The sequence below is a fragment of the Marinovum sp. J2-8 genome, from assembly GCF_055808435.1.
The window spans coordinates 217,320-234,228 of the sequence record NZ_JBVVRZ010000005.1; the positions used below are offsets into that span (position 1 = coordinate 217,320).

The following is a 16,909-nucleotide window of genomic DNA, read 5'->3' on the forward strand; positions in this document are numbered from 1 at the left end:
ATCTCAATTGCGCAACAATGGGGCGAAAATTTGGCCCGTCGTCGCAGTATCCGTGAAAATTCTAACGATCTGATCGAAATGCCACGGCCCTTGTTCCCCTCGCCCCTTGGGCGTAAGACCACGGCCAAACCGCCGAATTCCGCCTGAACAAAGGACCGCCTGCATGATCCCCCGTTATTCCCGCCCTGAAATGACCGCCATCTGGGACCCCGCCACCAAGTTCCGCATCTGGTACGAGATCGAGGCACATGCCTGTGACGCCATGGCGAAACTGGGCGTAATTCCGCAGGAAAACGCCGATGCGGTCTGGAAAGCCAAGGACGTGGAATTCGATGTCGCGCGGATTGACGAGATCGAAGCCGTGACCAAACATGACGTCATCGCCTTTTTGACCCATCTGGCGGAACATGTCGGCAGCGAAGAAGCCCGGTTTGTACATCAGGGCATGACCTCGTCCGATGTGCTGGACACAACCACCAACGTGCAATTGGTGCGTGCCGCCGATCTTTTGATGGTTGGCGTTGACCGGCTTCTGGCCGCCTTGAAGACCCGCGCGATGGAGCACAAGAACACCGTGCGCGTTGGCCGGTCGCATGGCATTCACGCAGAACCCACCACCATGGGTCTGACCTTTGCCCGGTTTTACGCCGAAATGGACCGCAACAAGGCCCGGCTTTTGAATGCGCGTGACGAAATCGCCACCGGTGCGATTTCCGGCGCGGTCGGCACATTTGCCAATGTCGATCCGGCGGTCGAGCAACATGTCTGCGAACAGCTTGGCCTGCGCCCCGAACCGATCAGCACCCAGGTGATCCCGCGCGACCGCCATGCCATGTTCTTTGCCACCTTGGGCGTGATCGCCAGCAGCATCGAAAACATTGCGGTCGAAGTCCGTCACATGCAGCGCACCGAGGTGTTGGAAGGTGCGGAATTCTTCTCGATGGGGCAAAAAGGCTCGTCCGCGATGCCGCACAAGAAGAACCCGGTTCTGACCGAAAACCTGACCGGTCTAGCGCGTCTGGTGCGGATGGCCGTGGTGCCGGCGATGGAAAACGTCGCGCTTTGGCACGAGCGCGATATCTCGCATTCTTCGGTCGAACGCGCCATTGGCCCGGACGCCACCGTCACGCTTGATTTTGCCCTGCACCGCATGGCCGGCGTGATCGAGAAAATGCTGATTTTCCCCGAAAACATGTTGGCCAACATGAACAAATTCCCCGGATTGGTGATGTCGCAACGGGTGCTCTTGGCGCTGACCCAGGCCGGTGTGTCGCGCGAAGACGCCTATTCGATGGTGCAGCGCAATGCGTTGAAGGTCTGGGAAGACCAGGTTGATTTCCAGGAACAGCTTTTGGCCGATGATGCAGTGGTTGCCGCGCTGGGCGTGGATGGCATCAAAGAGAAGTTCGACATGGGGTATCACACCAAACATGTCGACACGATCTTTGCGCGTGTATTTGGCACGGAATAACCTTAGCGCCCATCGCGTAAAACGGTTCGAAAGGCCCGGCAATCTTGCCGGGCCTTTTTTGTGGCGCGCGCCTGATTTTGCGCGGATCCCGTGTCGTGGTATCCTTGCGGCATTGGCAGATGCGATCTGCCGCCGCAAAAGGGAGACGTCCAATGATCCGAACCGCGCTCTATGCGATCGCATTGCTGTTGGTGCCCACGGTCAGCCTGGCCACCGGATGTGAAGACCAGCATCAGGCGATGTCCTGTGCCGAAGGCAGCACATGGGATGCCGCCACCCGGTCCTGTGTCGAACAGGTGACCAGCTAGGCCCGGACACCCCGTTTCATCGGGCCAGTACATCGGGCCAGATTTCAGAGTTTGTTCACCAATTCAACGTACTGCTGACATGCAGAACACCGGAGTATCAGGGATGAACCAACTCGCGACATTGCCCGGCCTGCCGTCGATGATGCCATCGGCAGGCGGGCAACCCAACGGCAGCGGACAGGCACACAACGGCGCGGGCGGCAAGGTGCTGACATCGCGGGCGGCCGCGCTGACGCGCAAACAAAAGGCCGCGATCATCGTGCGGCTGCTGGTCAACGAGGGGGCCGAGGTCCAGTTGGCCGAATTGCCAGACAGTCTTCAGGCCGATTTGACCCAGCAAATGGGCAAGATGCGCTATGTCGACCGTGCGACACTGGCCGATGTGGTCAGCGAATTTGCGGATGAGCTGGAATCCATTGGTCTGCATTTTTCCGGCGGCATTGCCGGGGCGCTTTCGGCGCTGGACGGAAAAATCTCGCCCCAGACCGCCGCCCGCCTCCGCAAGGAGGCCGGGGTGCGCCAGACCGGCGATCCCTGGGGGGTGATCCGCCCGCTGCCTGTGGAACGTTTGCTGGATTTCATCACGTCGGAAAGCACAGAGGTCGCGGCGGTGCTGCTCTCAAAGCTCGACACCGCCAAAGCCGCGGAAATCCTGTCGAAACTGCCCGGTCCGCTGGCGCGGCGCATCACCTATGCGGTCTCACTGACCGCCAATGTCACACCAGAAGCGGTGGACAGGATCGGGTTGTCGCTGGCCACGCAGCTGGACCGCGACCCTGTGCGCGCCTTCAAATCGGAACCGGTGGCGCGGGTTGGCGCGATCCTGAACAACTCCCCCGCTGCCACGCGGGATGAATTGCTGTCCGCGCTTGAAAAAGAGGACGAGGTCTTTGCCGACAAGGTGCGCAAGGCCATCTTTACCTTTGAAAACATCAGCGATCGGATCGACGCGGGCGATGTGCCAACCATCATGCGCGAGGTCGATGCCGACATCGCCGCCCGTGCCCTGGCCGGCGCACAGAAAAACGGTCTCGACGAAGTCGTGGAATTTCTTTTGGGCAACATGTCCCGACGTATGGCCGACAATCTGCGCGATGAAATGGCCGATGTCGGCACGCAAAAGACCAAGGACATCGACGCCGCCATGAGCGAGGTTGTGGCAGCGATCCGTCGTCTGGCGGATGCCGGCGACATTGCCTTTGTTGTCGACGACGAAGAGGAGGGCTGATCAGGGTGATCGCCCCCCCGGGCACCTGCACCACTGCGACGTTGCCGCAGGGGAAACACAAAGGCCCGGGCGATGGATGGACAGTGCCGGAAAACCCGCATAAGGCAGGGGTATGCGATTTCCCCTATTGTCTGTATCCGGCGGCACCTCCCCCCTGACCGATACCACGCGCGGCATCTTCTTGATGATCGGCGCGGTTTTGTTCTTTTCGATCACGGATGTTCTGGCCAAAGAGATGGGCAGCCGGGTCGGTGTGGCCACCACACTGTGGGCGCGATACGCGGGACAGACCATTGTGGTTCTGATCCTGGTGTTGCCGCGTTTGCGCAGCACCTTGCAGACCCGATATCCGAAATTGCAGTTGATGCGCTCTATCAGCCTGTTTGCTGCGACCTTCTGTTTCTTTACCGGGCTGACAAAGATCGGGCTGGCGGAAAATACCGCGATCATGGATGTAAATCCGGTTCTGATCACGCTTGGCGGCGCGCTTTTCCTGGGAGAGGCCATCGGGCTTCGCCGCGCGCTTGGCATTGCGGCGGCGCTTTGTGGTGCGTTGATCATCATCCGGCCCGGCACCGATGTGTTCAGCCCCGACGCGATCTATCCTCTGGGCGCAGCCGTCTGTTTTTCCACCTACACCCTGATCACCCGGTTTGTCGGCCGGGATGAGGATGCCTGGACCTCGCTGTTTTACACCGCCGCCTTTGGCGCAATTGTAATGACGGCGTTGATGCCCTTTGTCGGGCAAATTCCCCGCGACATCGGGTCGATTTCCATCATGGCGGCCATGGGCGGTGTCTCGGCCATGGGGCAGCTGATGTTGATCCGCGCCTTGCAAAACAGCCCGGCGGGCGTGCTGGCGCCCTTCACCTATTGCGGGTTGTTGTTCGCAGTGATCTGGGGGGCGCTGATTTTTGGAGAAATTCCCGATCTGGCCACGATGATCGGCGGCGCGATCATTGTCTTGTCAGGGATTTATGTCTGGTATCGCGAAACTTGGGTCAAGAAAATCGACACCGGCGTACCTGCTTCTGGCCTACCTGCTTCCGACCTGTCTGATTCCGGCAGGCCTGACTGGAAGGAAGCTTCGCCGCCGCCAGGATCGGGCCAAAATCCGCCTTTTGCACCAGCACCGCCGCCGCGCCCTCGGCCTCTACCGCGATCTGAAAATCGCTTTCGCCGTCCCATTTCCCCAGCTCACGCCAGTTCTGAACGATATTGGCATAGCTGATGGTGCGCCCGGCGTTTTCGCCGCGGGTGATTGTCGTTGTGGCATTGGGGGAAAATTCCACCAGAACGATCCGCATCCCACCGTCCAGATCCCCGTCCAGATCGGCCAACGCACGGGCGGTGACCTGGGTGCCGCTGGCGGTGTCGGAAATATCCAGCCGGATTTGCGATGGTGCGGCCTGATGCAATTTGATCAACTCGTTCACATCCATCGGATGATTGCCGACCACGTGATCGGTGCCATTGATGATCATCTGCGGGGTATAGATCATGCGCCGTCCAGCCACGCTGGCGTACCCCTTTTGCCGGTTGGTATGACCGGCCAGGGCAAATTCATCTTTCCAGCCGATGTAATCCCAATAATCCACATGCAGCGCCAGGGCGATGACATCGCTGCGCGCCGCCAGTTTGTGCAACAAGGCATCCGCAGGCGGACAAGAGGAACACCCCTGCGAGGTGAACAATTCAACCACCACAGGCGCAGCCACCGCAGGGGTGCGGGCGCCGGTTTCATCGGCCCAGGCCCCTGCCATCGGCATCACCCCGGCCAGCCCGGCAAAGGCCAGCGCGCCAAGTACATTGCGCAAAGTCATCTGATATCCCCGTCATGTCGCGGGTCTCTTCCTAGCTGTGCGGCATTGAAATAACCAATCAAGGTTTTGCGATTTTCCGAGAACTGCCCCAGAAGTGGCCAAAGTCGCCACAGTATCGCGCTTTTTTTGCATACAATCGCATACAAATGGCCGCGCCCCCTTGATTGCGCCCCCAAACCGGGGCTATTGCAGGTGCAGCGAAACCCCTTGGCATCATCAGAAGGGAGCCATTCCATGCCCATCACAGTTGGTCAGGATACCTCAAAGGTCCGCAAGTCCATTACGGCTGGCGGTAAGTCAATTTCCTATTATTCCATCCCCGCAGCCCAGGCCGCCGGGCTTGGCGATTTCTCGCGCTTGCCTGCCGCTTTGAAAGTGGTGCTGGAAAACATGCTCCGGTTTGAGGATGGCAAGACCGTTTCGGTTGACGACATCAAGGCCTTTGCCGAATGGGGTGCCAAGGGTGGCAAGAACCCCCGCGAAATCGCCTATCGTCCGGCCCGCGTGCTGATGCAGGATTTCACCGGCGTTCCGGCGGTTGTTGACCTTGCTGCAATGCGTGACGGTATCGTCGCACTGGGCGGCGATCCTGAAAAGATCAACCCGCTGAACCCTGTCGACCTCGTGATCGACCACTCGGTGATGATCGACGAATTCGGCAACCCGCGCGCGTTCCAGATGAACGTCGACCGCGAGTATGAGCGCAACATGGAGCGCTACACATTCCTGAAATGGGGCCAGTCCGCGTTCAACAATTTCCGCGTTGTTCCGCCCGGCACCGGCATCTGCCACCAGGTGAACCTCGAATATCTTTCGCAAACCGTCTGGACCGACGTCGACCAGAACGGCGAAGAAGTGGCCTATCCTGACACGCTTGTCGGCACCGACAGCCACACCACCATGGTCAACGGCGCTGCTGTTCTGGGCTGGGGTGTTGGCGGGATCGAGGCCGAGGCCGCGATGCTGGGCCAGCCGATTTCCATGCTGATCCCCGAAGTCATCGGCTTCAAGCTGACCGGCGCAATGATGGAAGGCACCACCGGTACCGACCTCGTGCTGAAGGTCGTCGAAATGCTGCGCGCCAAGGGCGTGGTCGGCAAATTCGTCGAATTCTATGGCCCGGGCCTTGATAGCCTGCCGCTGGCCGACCGTGCCACCATCGCCAACATGGCACCGGAATATGGCGCGACATGTGGCTTCTTCCCGATCGACGGCGAGACCCTGCGTTACCTGCGCAACACGGGCCGCGACGAAGACCGGATTGCGCTGGTCGAAGCCTATGCCAAGGAAAACGGCTTCTGGCGCGACGAAAACTATGATCCGATCTATACCGACACGCTTGAACTGGACATGGGCACCATCGTTCCGGCGATTTCCGGCCCGAAACGTCCGCAGGACTATGTCGCGCTGACCGAATCGGCCTCGTCGTTCTATAAGGTTGTGGCCGAATATCGTGGCATTGACGCCACCGCAGATGCGGCCGACATGGCCTCCGAAGGCCCGGCCCCGGTCCTGGCCAAAGATCCGCGCAAGTCGATCAAGGTCGAAGGCGAAGAGTACGAATTGCATGACGGCTCGGTTGTGATCGCTTCGATCACCTCCTGCACCAACACGTCGAACCCCTATGTGATGATCGGCGCCGGTCTGGTGGCACGCAAGGCACGCGCCCTGGGTCTGACCCGCAAGCCTTGGGTCAAAACCTCGCTCGCGCCCGGCTCGCAGGTTGTTTCGGCCTATCTGGAGGCCGCGAACCTTCAGGAAGACCTTGATGCCATCGGCTTCAACCTTGTTGGTTATGGCTGCACCACCTGTATCGGCAACTCTGGCCCGATCCAGAAAGAGCTGAGCGAAGCGATTGCCCAGGGTGATCTGGTCGCAACCTCGGTGCTGTCGGGCAACCGGAACTTCGAAGGTCGTATTTCGCCTGACGTGCGCGCCAACTATCTCGCGTCGCCGCCGCTGGTTGTGGCCTATGCGCTGGCCGGTGACATGAACATCGACCTGACAACCGAACCGCTTGGTCAGGACAAGGACGGCAATGACGTCTATCTGAAAGACATCTGGCCCACGACAAAAGAAGTCGCGGATCTGGTCCAACAGACCGTGACGCGCGAAGCGTTCCAGTCGAAATACGCCGATGTCTTCAAAGGCGACGAAAAATGGCAGGGCGTCGAAACCACCGACGAGAAAACCTACGACTGGCCGCCGACCTCGACCTATGTCCAGAACCCGCCTTACTTCCAGGGCATCACCATGGACACCAAAGAGATCGAGAACATCGAAGGCGCGAAAGTGCTGGCACTCTTGGGTGACATGATCACAACCGACCACATCTCGCCCGCTGGTGCGTTCAAAGATACAACACCGGCAGGTCAGTATCTGATCGAACGTCAGGTTCCGCAGCGCGAATTCAACTCTTATGGGTCGCGTCGTGGCAACCACGAGATCATGATGCGCGGCACATTCGCCAACATCCGCATCAAGAACGAGATGCTGGATGGCGTCGAAGGTGGTTACACCAAAGGCCCAGATGGCGCGCAGACCTCGATCTTTGAGGCTGCAATGGCGCATCAGGCCGCGGGCACACCGCTGGTCATCTTTGGTGGTGAGCAATACGGTGCCGGATCTTCGCGTGACTGGGCGGCCAAAGGTACAGCACTTCTGGGTGTCAAAGCCGTGATTGCGGAATTGTTCGAACGTATCCACCGCTCCAACCTGGTTGGCATGGGCGTGATCCCGTTTGAATTCACCGGCGGCGTAACCCGCAAATCGCTTGGCCTGACTGGCGAAGAGACGGTGTCGATCAAAGGTCTGGACAGCGTCACACCACTGCAGGAAGTGCCCTGCGAGATCACAATGGCCGATGGATCGGTTCAGGAAATCACCCTGAAATGCCGGATCGATACCGCGGTCGAGATCGAATACATCGAAAACGGTGGTGTGCTGCATTACGTGCTGCGCAACCTCGCCAAGTCGTAAGACCTGGCAAATCAAAGGGGCAGCGCAGTGAATGCGCCGCCCGCATCTTAGAAACGGCCCGGGGCAAAACCTCGGGCCGTTTTGCATTTGGCGCCTGCGGGATTTGCGTATTTTAAAAGAGAAGAAGCAGGGGCGTTTCAGCCGAAACCTTGCGCCCTTCCGCCTATCGCGTGTTTGTGAGGCGACGCGCGCCCCTTTCCCCGTTTAATCACGACTGATCCCACACCAGATGGGAGTGAGGCAGACAGGAAAGAAAAACATGAAAACAGCTTTGGTTTTGGTACAGGCCGCGATTTTGGTTTTGTTCGCTGTGGTGGGGGCACATGGCTTTGACAGCCAACGCGCCTCCTGTCCGGTCAATCAGCCGGGGGCCTATTGTGACCGCTGAGACCTGACCCGAGTTTCCACCGCGTCCAATTGCGCGCGTACCCGGCGGGCCCGGCGCAGGCTGGTCCAGATGACCAGCCCCAGCAAGGTCAGGCTGACGGCATAGGCTGACAGGACAGGTACGGCGTATTTTCCCAGATCAATCATGATTGCATCCGCTCCCGCGCCAAGAGCGCCCGCATCCGACGGGCGCGAATTTCGGTCTGGGTGCGGATCAGCACCAGCACGATGAACAACAAGACAAACCCCGCCATCGACGGCAGCGCTGGCAGGAAGAACACGTCAGCGACGTTTTCTTCGGCATCCAGCGACAATGAGGCGGGTTGGTGCAGGCCCTGGTTCCAGAAATTCACCGCATAGCGCGACAAGACCGCAAAGACCGACCCGACAAGGCAGAGCACCGCCGTCAGGTCAGCGGCTGTGTCGTCGTCCTCGATCGCACTCCACAGCGCGATATAGCCGAGATAGAACAGAAACAGGATCAGGAACGAGGTCAGCCGCGGATCCCAGGCCCAATATGTGCCCCACATCGGCTGGCCCCAAATCGCCCCGGTCAACAGCGCGATGATGGTCATCACCATGCCCACCGGCGCCGCCGCACGCGCCGCCAGCGCCGATACGTGATGCCGCCGGATGATCCAGATCAGCGACGCCACCAACATCATGAACCAGCCATTGATCGCCATCAGCGCCGAGGGCACATGCAGATAGAAGATCTTGACCGTCGAGCCCTGACGATAATCATCGGGGGTGAAAAAGAACCCCCAGACCAGCCCGACCACAAGACAGACCAAGGCCAGCGCCCACAGCGCAGGGATCACCCGGTTTGTGGTGTCGATGAACTTTTTCGGGTTCGCATATTCCCAGATCGAGGCCATGACAGATACCTATTCGTGACTGTGGTGCGGTGCCAGCATCAATTTCATTTATCGCAGGTTCACCCGCAGGACCGCAGCCGAGGCAAAGGGCAAAAGCGCGATCACCGCAAGTGAAATTCCCGCGAGCATCAGCAGCGGCGTTTGGGTCTCCATGCCCTGGGCGCCGCGGCGCGCCACCTCGGCACCGAAAATCAGGGTCGGCACGTAGAGCGGCAGCACCAGCAGCGACATCAACAATCCGCCGCGTTTCAACCCGACGGTCAGCGCCGCGCCAAAGGTGCCAATCACCGACAGCGCCGGGGTGCCAAGCGCCAGCGAAAGCGTCAGCCAGACAAACCCCGCCTGCGGCAGGTTCAACAAAAGGCCCAGCACCGGTGCCGCCAAGACAAGTGGCAAGCCGGTGGTCAACCAATGGGCCAGCGCCTTGATGCTGACGATCCCCTCCATCGGCAGGGGCGCGGTGGCCAGAAGATCAAGCGAACCATCCTCCCAGTCGAGCGCAAGAATACGGTCGAGCGACAATAGGCAGGCCAAAAGCGCGCCCAGCCAAAGGATGCCGGGGGCAATGCGTGACAGAAGTTCGGATTGTGGGCCAACGCCAAACGGCACCAGGGTCACGACGATCAGAAAAAACGCCAGCCCAAGGCCAAAGCCGCCGCCCGCGCGGATCGCCAGCGCCAGATCACGGGACAGCAATGCGATCACAGAAACACCTCGTCAAAATCGTCGCTGTCCGGCGGCACGGCGCGAAACTGCGCCACATCCAATGCATCCCCATCAAGACCAAGGTCGATATGGGTGGCAATCAACGCCGATCCCCCCTGCCCCAGATGCAAGCGCACCGCATCGGCAAACATCGCGACTGCATCGCGGTCAAGCGACACTGTCGGCTCGTCCAGCACCCAAATCGGCCGCCCGGTCACCATCAGCCGCGCAAGGCCAAGCCGGCGTTTCTGTCCGGCGGACAATTGCCCGGCCGCCCGGTCGCGCAAAGGCCCCAGTTGATAGGCCGCAAGCGCCGGGGCGATATCATCCGTGCCAAACACCCGCGCCCAGAACGTCAGATTTTCCGCCACACTCAGCGTGGTTTTCAGCCCGTCCGCATGGGCGGCATAGGCCACATTGTCGCCCGCGCCGGTCAATGTCCCGGCCAGCGGCGGTTGTAATCCCGCCACCACACGCAGAAGGCTGGTCTTGCCGATGCCATTTGGCCCGCGCAGGATCAATGCCCGCCCGGGGGCCAGGCTAAACGACACCTCCGCCAGAATCGGAATGCCGCCCCGGGCCACAGAGAGGTTTTGCGCATCGAGCATCATGTCAGGAGATTTGCCGAATTTGTCAGCGTCAGCAAGACCCTGGCCCGCGCACAGTCGCGCCCCGTGTCACTCTGTCGCCGCTACGGCCAGCGCCGCCATGGCGATCCGACGGCCTTCGGACAGCAACACGTTATAGGTGCGACATGCGGCGGGTGAGGCCATGACCTCTACCCCCAGACCCGCCTCTTCCAGCGCCTTGCGCAGGTCCGCGGGAATATGGGCAATCTCGGCCCCGGTGCCGATGAACACCACATCTGCCGTGTCCGCCAGCGCCAGAAGCGCCGCGCCATCGTCCAGCCCGGCCCAGCCGCGTGTGCCAGAGGCGTCGGTGATGACATGGCCGTGGTGAACCTTGCCGCCGATCCGGAAAAACCCCGGACCATAGCCGTCAATCGGTTCGGCATCGCTGTATGTGACTTTGTTCAAACGCATGCCGCTGACATAGCGCGATTAGCCTGCCAGGGGAATGCCCAAGTGACGCAATTCGCGGGTTACAGCCGTGCGAATTGCGCTTCTTGTTTGCGGGTCCAGCTGATGCGCAGGGCATAGCCCTCTTCGGTCTGATCCTCGGCGGTCACCAGCCCGCGTTCGAACAGCCAGGCACGTTTGCGCCCCTGATCATACCCTAGAACCAAATCCACATCATGCTTTTCAGCGTCCAATGCGCGGGTCACTGCGGCCAGGAAAACATCCATCCCCTCGCCGGTGACGGCCGACATCGGCACAATCGCATCGTTGCGGGCGGCGCGGGTCAAAAGCGCCTCGCGCTCGTCATCCGGCAGGCGGTCGATCTTGTTCCAGATCTCCAACTGCGGCGTGCTCTCTGGCACGCCCAACCCGCCAAGAATGGCGCGCACATCCGCCGCCTGTTCCTCGGTGCCATCATGGGCGATGTCGCGCACATGACAGATCACATCGGCGGCCAGCACCTCTTCCAATGTGGCGCGGAAGGCGGCGACAAGCTCTGTCGGGAGGTCAGAAATGAAGCCGACCGTATCCGACAGGATGACCTCAAGGCCATTTTCCAGCTCGACCGCGCGCATCGTCGGGTCCAGCGTGGCAAAAAGCATGTCTTTGGCCATCACGTCCGCACCGGTCAAGCGGTTGAAAAGCGTGGATTTCCCGGCGTTGGTATAGCCGACCAGCGCGACAATCGGGAACGGCACCTTGGCGCGGGCCTTGCGGTGCAGATCGCGGGTTTTCACCACTTTGTCGAGCTGCCGGCGCAGGCGGACCAATTGGTCGTCAATCGCGCGGCGGTCGGCCTCGATCTGGGTTTCGCCCGGACCGCCGACAAAGCCCAATCCGCCACGCTGGCGTTCCAGGTGGGTCCAGGCGCGTACCAGACGGGTGCGTTGATAGGACAATGCGGCCATCTCGACCTGCAACACACCCTCGCGGGTTGCGGCGCGGTCAGAGAAGATTTCCAGAATCAACCCGGTCCGGTCCAGAAGCTTGACGCCCCATTCCTTTTCCAGATTGCGTTGCTGCACCGGGGTGACATGACCATCGACCAGCACCAATTCGACATCTGCGCCTTCGATTCGGCCTTTCAGCTCTTCGATCTTGCCCTTGCCAAACAGCTTGCCCGGCTGCGCCTTCGGCAGGCGCACCACTTCGGCGCCCGCAACCTCAAGATCGGGCAGCGCCGCCGCAAGGGCAATCGCCTCTTCCAGCGCCGGGCCGGGGGCCCGTCGGTCATAGTCGGATTTGATGTCAGGATGCAGGACCCAAGCCCGGGTCACATGGGTTTCGTGCTCTTTCAAGCGCCCTCGTCACCATCATAAAGGTTGATCGGCTGTGCCGGCATGATGGTCGAAATCGCGTGTTTATACACCAGCTGCGACTGGCCGTCGCGGCGCAGCAGCACACAGAAATTGTCGAACCAGGTGATCACACCCTGTAGTTTCACACCGTTGATCAGGAACACCGTCACCGGAACCTTGGTCTTGCGCACATGATTGAGGAACGCGTCCTGCAGGTTCTGTCTATCCGAAGCCATCGCAAATTGCCTTTGTTCTTGTTGTCGTTGCCGCGGATCGGCCCCGGTCATTGCGGACGGAGTATGTCGCGCCCGTCAAGGGTTTTCCAGCCCTAATGGCCTCTTACCTATGCTGCATCGCAGCATAAGTCAATTTCGCCACAGGTTTGGCGACAAAAGCGCGATAATTGCCAGTGTTTCCAACCGCCCCAGCACCATGGCCGCGCCATAAACCAGCTTGGCGCCCTGGTTCATCTCGACCAGGACAATCGGCGAATCCAATGCGGTGACCACCAATGGCCCGGTTGTCGACAGCGCCGAGGTCGCCAACACGATCGCCGCTTCGAACCGCACGCCAAACGCGCCAAGCAATACCGTTGTTGCCGCAAGCGAGATGGCGAACAGCATGAAAAAGATCCAGGCGACAAAGGCCCCCTGGCGGCGAATGCGCCGGCTGATGGCGCGGGCATTGCCAACAGAAGACGGATGCACCAGGCGCTCGATCTCGCGCTGGCCATTCAGGTAAAGTGCGAAGACCCGCAAAAGTTTGACCCCGCCCGCGGTGGTGGCCACGCCGCCGCCAATCATTGCCAGGCCCAGAAGGATCATGCCCGGACTGTCGAGTCCCGACCAGCTTCGGGCATCCACCCAATCTGCGCTTTGGAAACCGGTGGTGGATAGGAACGACAGCACGGTGAACATGCTGCCCCAGGCCGCATGCAACAGCGCCAGGAAATCGTTGACCTCGTCCACCTCATAGGCGCCGGACCAGTGACGCAGGATCAGAAATCCGGGCACCACCACCACAAGAATCAGGCCCAGACGGAATTCCGGGTCATGGCGCAGGTCCGCGGCCGCACCGGTGACCGTGTCATTAGAGAAGGTCAGCCGGGACAGGGCGAACAGCATGAACAGGAATATCAGCGCCTCGCCCACCAATCCGGCGGCGCCATTCTGTACCCCGCCCACCGGTGAAATGCCCGATGTCGCCATGGTGGATGCCGCATGTGAAAACGCCACCAACGGCACTTCGCCCGCGATCAGCAAACAGACCCAAAGCGCCAGCGTCAGCCCACCATAAACCGGCATCAGCCGCCAGGACGTGCGCATCAAACGCGTCACCGAATCGGCGCTGGCCATCGAGGCCACCCGCGCCTCTCCGCCGCCGGGTTCGGCGCTTGCCGTCACTTCGAACCCACCCAGGTTCAGCGGCGCAAGGATCGCCGCCGCCGCAATCCACATCAGCAATCCGCCCATCCAACCGACAAGGGCCCGCCACAGATGCAGCGAGTCGCTCAACCGATCCGGCGGAAACAAAGAGGCCCCGGTGGTGGTGAAACTGGACACCATCTCCAGATAGGCGTTGAGAAAGGATGTGGTGCGCAGCGCTTCGTGGAATGGCACCGCCATGATCAACGGCAAAACCGTAAACGCCCCCAAAAGCCCCAGAAGCTGGTGCAATCCCGATGGGCGTTTGGCTTGATTGGCCAGCGCAATGCCGATCAGGCTGACGAATATCAACGTCAGCAACGCCGCATAGAAAAAGGTCCGCGCCTCGTGAAACCGTTCCACCGTCAGCGCCTGTGCGGCGGGTATCAACATGGCAAGCCCGACAAGGCCAACCAGCTGAAGGAAAAACGGCAGTTCTCTTAACGCCCGTCCCATCTAGAAAAAATCTATGGAAACCTGGAGCAGACGCTCCACTTCGGGCACATCCTTGGTCATGGCAAACAGCGCAATCACATTGCCCTCTTCGATGCGCAGCGCCCCTGTCGGGCGCTTGACCTTGCCATCCTGCAGGATCGCGCCAACCAAAACCCCTTCGGGGAAATCAATGTCGCGAATGCGCTGCCCGGCGATTGGCGAGGTCGACAGAACTTCGGCTTCGATCACCTCGGCCTCGGCATCGCCGACGGAATAAACCCCACGCACCCGGCCATGGCGAATGTGACGCAGGATCGAACTGACCGTTGTGGCGCGCGGGTTGATATAGGCATCAATCCCCAGCGGCCCCATCAGGGGCACCAGCGTCGGATCGTTGATCAGCGCAATCGCAAAGGGACAGCCCTCGGCCTTGGCCCGGACCGCCGCGAGCATGTTGACCTTGTCATCATCAGTCACGGTCAGCACCGCATCCGCGCGGTTGATATTGGCCTCATGCAGCAATTGCGCATCCAACCCGTCGCCGTTCAGCACAATGGTGCGTTCCAGAAGATCCGCCGCGCGTTCGGCACATTTGCGGTTCTTCTCGATCACCTTGGCGCGAATGCGTTCGGTGCGGGTTTCCAGCGCATGTGCGACCGCCAGCCCGACATTGCCGCCCCCGACCAGCACAACACGTTCCTGTTTGGTCTGGGTCTTGCCGAAAATCTCCATCGTGCGCGGCACGTCTTCGACATGGGCCATGATGTAACAATCATCCCCGGCAAACAGTTGGTCATCGGCGGTTGGCGCAAACAATGTGCCCTTGCGCCGGATGGCCACCACCACAGAGCGCAGGGTCGAAAACAGATCGGTCAGCTGACGCAAAGGCGTGTTCAGCACCGGGCATTCGGCATGCAGCCGCAGCCCCAGAAACTGTGCCTGACCGTCAAGAAAGCTTTCCGTGTCAAATGCCGCCGGGGCCGCCAGCCGTTGCAGCGCCGCATCGGCCACTTCTTTCTCGGGCGAGATCACGACGTCGATCGGCATGTGATCCCGCCGGTAGAGATCGGAATAAATCGCATCGAGGTAGCTTTGCGCCCGCAGGCGCGCCACCTTGCGCGGGATGGAAAACACCGAATGCGCCACCTGACAGGTGACCATATTCACCTCGTCCGAATGGGTGGCGGCGATGATCATATCGGCATCCCGCGCGCCCGCCCGATCCAGAACATCAGGATAGCTGGCGAACCCCGCCACCCCCTGCACGTCCAGTGTATCGGTGGCACGGCGCACCAGATCGGGGTTGCTGTCGACAACGGTCACATCGTTGCGTTCCCCGGAAAGATGGCGCGCAATTTGCCAGCCAACCTGGCCGGCACCGCAAATGATGACTTTCATGGCTCAGGCTCCCCTGCCCCAAACGCCCCGAACGGGTCTGCAAGGATCATCCTTGTCAGACCACGCCGGAAGGGTCAATGCAGCCACGCCGCCACAGATGGGTCAGGGCCTCACCCTTGGGCCTGTCGATGTCACTTTGGGCAGATCACGACCCGAAACCGGCCATCGCGCGGAAATCTATTTCACCAAGGGCCGCCAGCATGGTGTCGACGTCCGCCCCCGAAATCCGCACAAGGATGCGATTGGCGACCAAGCCCATGATTTCATTGTCCTGCACCGCAAATTTCTGTCGGTTCACCCGCTCCATCCGCAGCCCCATCACCCCGGCGTTGTTGATGATCCCGGCCAGGCTGGCTACCATGGCGTTATCCGCCATCATATTGATGGTATAGCGGGTTGTGCCGTCGGAATAGGTCGCCTCGGCCGCGACGCCGCCGCCCATCATCGCCATGCCGGCGGCGGCCTCTGGATTGTCTTCCCGGGTCCAGCCATCCGGCGCCGGCGGCAAATAGGCCCCCAGCGCATTGGTTTTCAGATCCAGAAGTTTCTGTTTGGCGATTTCCAGTTCATCCAGCGCATATTGCACATCGCCCTCTTCATAAGCGTCCATTGCGCTTTGCAGCACATCGGTAATGTCATCCGCCAAACTTGGCGTTGCGGCCAACAGGGTCAGGGCCGAAAGGGTCAAAAATGTTTTGCGCATGGGTCCAAATCTCATGTGATGAAGTCTGACCCGAACCTGCCAATCCGGGCTGCGCAAAACAAGCCCGCCACAGGTCGGGTATTCCCGCCTTTTGACGGGAAATACCCAATAAAATCGCCTATTGCGCCGCCGCGGCCCGTGCCCGCCACTGGGCATTCCAGGCGCGTACAGAGGCCAGCGATTCCCATTCATACCGGTCGTCCTGCGCCAAGGTGCCAAACCACAGCCGCCCCTGACCAATCCGCCAGGGATCAAGGATCAGACCCTGTTCCATCGGCCGCCCCCGGGCCGTCACGATGACCGTGGCATGTTCCAATCGCACATTGCGCGCATTGGCCATGGCGCGGTGAATCTGAAGGCTGCGCAGCCCTTCGGCCTGCAATGCTGCTTGCATCGCATTGGCCCAATCCTGGCACACACCTTTGTCGCGAAACCCGTTCACAACCTTGAAATTATGCACCAGCGGCGGATCAACCACCTGCCATTGCTGCGCCCAGACCAGCGGTTCCTGTACCGAAATCCGTGCCACATGCGCCGCTTCGCGTGGGTCAACCCCCGGCCCCAATGCCAAAAGCGCCGTGCGCACGGCCTCGATCTGTTCCGCCTGCGCGGACGTGGCCGATGTGGCCGATGCGGCTGCAACCGAAGTGGGTCGGGGGCTGTCGACAAGCGCCATGGTCGGCGCTGCGGCCTCAGGCTTCGGGGCCTCACATCCGGCCACCAAAGCGGCGCAGATCATCACCCCGCAGAGCCGAACCACTCTGCGCTGCGCCGCGCAATCCTGTGCCATATC

At 60.6% G+C, this 16,909-nt stretch carries 17 protein-coding genes and 1 pseudogene; 6 read left to right on the forward strand and 12 right to left on the reverse strand.

From position 1 onward, the window contains the following. Positions 1-163: 163 nt before the first annotated feature. The 4 genes and pseudogenes from purB to AC0L4F_RS16275 form a co-directional block, all read left to right on the forward strand. Positions 164-1,471, forward strand: a complete 1,308-nt coding sequence (gene purB, locus AC0L4F_RS16260; protein WP_244690111.1) for an adenylosuccinate lyase — start codon at positions 164-166, stop codon at positions 1,469-1,471. A 152-nt stretch (positions 1,472-1,623) separates the two neighbouring features. Next, the gene (locus AC0L4F_RS16265; RefSeq protein WP_244690113.1) at positions 1,624-1,779 is read left to right on the forward strand and encodes a hypothetical protein; all 156 of its coding nucleotides are present in this window, start codon (positions 1,624-1,626) and stop codon (positions 1,777-1,779) included. 103 nt (positions 1,780-1,882) lie between these two features. After that, on the forward strand, positions 1,883-3,007 hold the full coding sequence (locus tag AC0L4F_RS16270; protein ID WP_244690115.1) for a flagellar motor switch protein FliG: 1,125 nt from the start codon (positions 1,883-1,885) through the stop codon (positions 3,005-3,007). A 112-nt stretch (positions 3,008-3,119) separates the two neighbouring features. After that, positions 3,120-3,965: pseudogene (locus AC0L4F_RS16275) on the forward strand (DMT family transporter); the annotation flags it as partial. Between the two features lie 43 nt (positions 3,966-4,008). Here AC0L4F_RS16275 and AC0L4F_RS16280 read toward each other — a convergent pair. Further along, entirely contained in the window at positions 4,009-4,830 is an 822-nt protein-coding gene (locus tag AC0L4F_RS16280; RefSeq protein WP_244690117.1) for a DUF1223 domain-containing protein, read from the reverse strand. Between the two features lie 234 nt (positions 4,831-5,064). On the opposite strand from AC0L4F_RS16280, the gene acnA reads away from it, so the two are divergent. Both acnA and AC0L4F_RS16290 read left to right on the forward strand, forming a co-directional pair. Beyond that, entirely contained in the window at positions 5,065-7,809 is a 2,745-nt protein-coding gene (gene acnA, locus AC0L4F_RS16285) for an aconitate hydratase AcnA (protein ID WP_244690119.1), read from the forward strand. A 259-nt stretch (positions 7,810-8,068) separates the two neighbouring features. Then, positions 8,069-8,197 carry a hypothetical protein gene (locus AC0L4F_RS16290; protein WP_280520630.1) on the forward strand — a complete coding sequence of 43 codons (129 nt, stop codon included), beginning with the start codon at positions 8,069-8,071 and terminating at the stop codon, positions 8,195-8,197. Here AC0L4F_RS16290 and ccmD read toward each other — a convergent pair. The 11 genes from ccmD to AC0L4F_RS16345 all read right to left on the reverse strand — a co-directional run bounded on the left by ccmD (position 8,182) and on the right by AC0L4F_RS16345 (position 16,906). After that, positions 8,182-8,343 (reverse strand): heme exporter protein CcmD, encoded by a 162-nt coding sequence (ccmD, locus tag AC0L4F_RS16295; RefSeq protein WP_280520631.1) that lies wholly within the window; start codon positions 8,341-8,343, stop codon positions 8,182-8,184. The two genes, AC0L4F_RS16290 and ccmD, sit on opposite strands and share 16 nt — an antisense overlap. Next, entirely contained in the window at positions 8,340-9,074 is a 735-nt protein-coding gene (locus AC0L4F_RS16300; RefSeq protein ID WP_244690121.1) for a heme ABC transporter permease, read from the reverse strand. The genes ccmD and AC0L4F_RS16300 overlap by 4 nt, the downstream gene beginning before the upstream one ends. A 48-nt stretch (positions 9,075-9,122) precedes the next feature. Continuing rightward, on the reverse strand, positions 9,123-9,779 hold the full coding sequence (gene ccmB, locus AC0L4F_RS16305; RefSeq protein ID WP_244690123.1) for a heme exporter protein CcmB: 657 nt from the start codon (positions 9,777-9,779) through the stop codon (positions 9,123-9,125). Continuing rightward, a complete protein-coding gene (gene ccmA / locus AC0L4F_RS16310) occupies positions 9,776-10,390 on the reverse strand; it encodes a heme ABC exporter ATP-binding protein CcmA (protein ID WP_244690125.1) in 615 nt (204 codons plus the stop codon). The genes ccmB and ccmA overlap by 4 nt, the downstream gene beginning before the upstream one ends. A 66-nt stretch (positions 10,391-10,456) precedes the next feature. After that, complete coding sequence (locus AC0L4F_RS16315) at positions 10,457-10,822, reverse strand: Mth938-like domain-containing protein (protein WP_244690127.1); 366 nt, start codon at positions 10,820-10,822, stop codon at positions 10,457-10,459. A gap of 59 nt (positions 10,823-10,881) precedes the next feature. After that, positions 10,882-12,156: a GTPase HflX gene (hflX, locus tag AC0L4F_RS16320; protein ID WP_244690129.1), complete on the reverse strand. Its 1,275-nt coding sequence runs from the start codon at positions 12,154-12,156 to the stop codon at positions 10,882-10,884. Continuing rightward, positions 12,153-12,392 carry an RNA chaperone Hfq gene (gene hfq / locus AC0L4F_RS16325; RefSeq protein ID WP_048531263.1) on the reverse strand — a complete coding sequence of 80 codons (240 nt, stop codon included), beginning with the start codon at positions 12,390-12,392 and terminating at the stop codon, positions 12,153-12,155. Before hfq ends, hflX begins: the two co-directional genes overlap by 4 nt. Before the next feature lie 129 nt (positions 12,393-12,521). After that, positions 12,522-14,036, reverse strand: coding sequence for a TrkH family potassium uptake protein (locus AC0L4F_RS16330; protein ID WP_244690131.1), 1,515 nt, complete (start codon positions 14,034-14,036; stop codon positions 12,522-12,524). Beyond that, a complete protein-coding gene (gene trkA, locus AC0L4F_RS16335; protein ID WP_244690134.1) occupies positions 14,037-15,413 on the reverse strand; it encodes a Trk system potassium transporter TrkA in 1,377 nt (458 codons plus the stop codon). A 145-nt stretch (positions 15,414-15,558) separates the two neighbouring features. After that, complete coding sequence (locus AC0L4F_RS16340) at positions 15,559-16,116, reverse strand: hypothetical protein (RefSeq protein WP_244690136.1); 558 nt, start codon at positions 16,114-16,116, stop codon at positions 15,559-15,561. Positions 16,117-16,234: 118 nt separating this feature from the next. Beyond that, complete coding sequence (locus tag AC0L4F_RS16345; protein ID WP_244690138.1) at positions 16,235-16,906, reverse strand: hypothetical protein; 672 nt, start codon at positions 16,904-16,906, stop codon at positions 16,235-16,237. Positions 16,907-16,909 lie beyond the last annotated feature (3 nt).

Bases quoted from the DNA above. Each gene is read 5' to 3' on its own strand.
- ccmD (WP_280520631.1), bottom strand. From the start codon at position 8,343: ATGATTGATCTGGGAAAATACGCCGTACCTGTCCTGTCAGCCTATGCC.
- AC0L4F_RS16300 (WP_244690121.1), bottom strand. From the start codon at position 9,074: ATGGCCTCGATCTGGGAATATGCGAACCCGAAAAAGTTCATCGACACC.
- AC0L4F_RS16280 (WP_244690117.1), bottom strand. From the start codon at position 4,830: ATGACTTTGCGCAATGTACTTGGCGCGCTGGCCTTTGCCGGGCTGGCC.
- trkA (WP_244690134.1), bottom strand. From the start codon at position 15,413: ATGAAAGTCATCATTTGCGGTGCCGGCCAGGTTGGCTGGCAAATTGCG.
- hfq (WP_048531263.1), bottom strand. From the start codon at position 12,392: ATGGCTTCGGATAGACAGAACCTGCAGGACGCGTTCCTCAATCATGTG.
- AC0L4F_RS16330 (WP_244690131.1), bottom strand. From the start codon at position 14,036: ATGGGACGGGCGTTAAGAGAACTGCCGTTTTTCCTTCAGCTGGTTGGC.
- AC0L4F_RS16315 (WP_244690127.1), bottom strand. From the start codon at position 10,822: ATGCGTTTGAACAAAGTCACATACAGCGATGCCGAACCGATTGACGGC.
- ccmA (WP_244690125.1), bottom strand. From the start codon at position 10,390: ATGATGCTCGATGCGCAAAACCTCTCTGTGGCCCGGGGCGGCATTCCG.
- acnA (WP_244690119.1), top strand. From the start codon at position 5,065: ATGCCCATCACAGTTGGTCAGGATACCTCAAAGGTCCGCAAGTCCATT.
- AC0L4F_RS16270 (WP_244690115.1), top strand. From the start codon at position 1,883: ATGAACCAACTCGCGACATTGCCCGGCCTGCCGTCGATGATGCCATCG.
- purB (WP_244690111.1), top strand. From the start codon at position 164: ATGATCCCCCGTTATTCCCGCCCTGAAATGACCGCCATCTGGGACCCC.
- AC0L4F_RS16345 (WP_244690138.1), bottom strand. From the start codon at position 16,906: ATGGCACAGGATTGCGCGGCGCAGCGCAGAGTGGTTCGGCTCTGCGGG.
- AC0L4F_RS16265 (WP_244690113.1), top strand. From the start codon at position 1,624: ATGATCCGAACCGCGCTCTATGCGATCGCATTGCTGTTGGTGCCCACG.
- AC0L4F_RS16290 (WP_280520630.1), top strand. From the start codon at position 8,069: ATGAAAACAGCTTTGGTTTTGGTACAGGCCGCGATTTTGGTTTTGTTC.
- AC0L4F_RS16340 (WP_244690136.1), bottom strand. From the start codon at position 16,116: ATGCGCAAAACATTTTTGACCCTTTCGGCCCTGACCCTGTTGGCCGCA.